Raw genomic sequence first — 1,115 nt, 5'->3', positions numbered from 1 at the left:
GCATGCGCAAACCTTGAAAGAACAATTTATAGCTCAGATCGATAACTATGATTTCGTTATTTTTTCCGACTACAACAAGGGCTCTTTACGCTATGTCGGAGAAATGATTCATGAAGCACGCAAACGTGGCAAAACAATCTTAGTCGATCCAAAGTCTTCAGATTTATCGGTCTACCGTGGCGCACACGTCATCACGCCAAACCTGAAAGAATTTATTGCTGCTGGAGGTCAAACCGACAGCGAAGAGAGCATTCACGCTTCAGCGAAAGCACTGATGGCAAAATGCGATCTCGATGCCATCCTTCTGACTCGCAGCGAGCAAGGTATGTCGGTCATCACACCCTCCTCAAAACATGACATGCCAACCCGTGTACTTGAAGTCGCTGACGTAACCGGTGCAGGCGACACAGTCATCGGCACCTTGGCCTTAATGATGGCGGCAGGCACCCCTCTTGAAGATGCGGCGCAGATAGCGAATTTAGCAGCCGGAGTCGTCGTGGCTAAACTGGGTGCCGAAACAGTTTCTCCTGAAGAGCTTTACCAAATCGCAAATCGTGTGTTCTTTGAACATCGAGGAACCCGCGAGACCGAAACTTACGAAGAGACATTGCGTCACATAGAGCTTGCCAAACTTGCTGGCGAAAAAATTGTATTCACCAACGGCTGCTTCGATATTCTTCATGCAGGGCATGTACGCTATTTAGAAAAAGCGCGAGCATTAGGCGATAGACTTGTACTGGGATTAAACTCAGACGAATCCGTTAAACGCTTAAAAGGTGAAACACGCCCCGTGAATGGTTATGAAGAACGCGCTACGGTGATCGGCGGACTCGCAAGCGTCGACTGGGTCCTTCCTTTTGGAGAGGTGAAAGGCGATCAATACGACGACACACCTTTCTACCTTATCGAAACAGTTATGCCGGATGTATTGGCGAAAGGTGGTGATTACACCATCGACACGATCGTAGGCGCAGATATCGTCCAAAAAAACGGCGGGCAGGTTGCTGTCATTGATTTTGTAGACGGTTGCTCAACCACACGCATCATCGAAAAAATCCAACAACACGATGACCAATAGTCAGCAAGACGCGCCAAAGTCAGTTTGCGTTCTTAGG

General features: G+C 48.3%; 1 protein-coding gene. It reads left to right on the top strand.

The annotated features are described in order from the left end of the window. The coding region (gene rfaE2, locus A3739_RS04785) for a D-glycero-beta-D-manno-heptose 1-phosphate adenylyltransferase (protein WP_068500514.1) at window positions 1–1,078 on the top strand (1,078 nt) is incomplete at its 5' end. Window positions 1,079–1,115: the final 37 nt, after the last annotated feature.

The organism is Oleiphilus sp. HI0067 (genome assembly GCF_001635735.1).
This window is presented reverse-complemented; position numbering and strand designations above follow the sequence as displayed.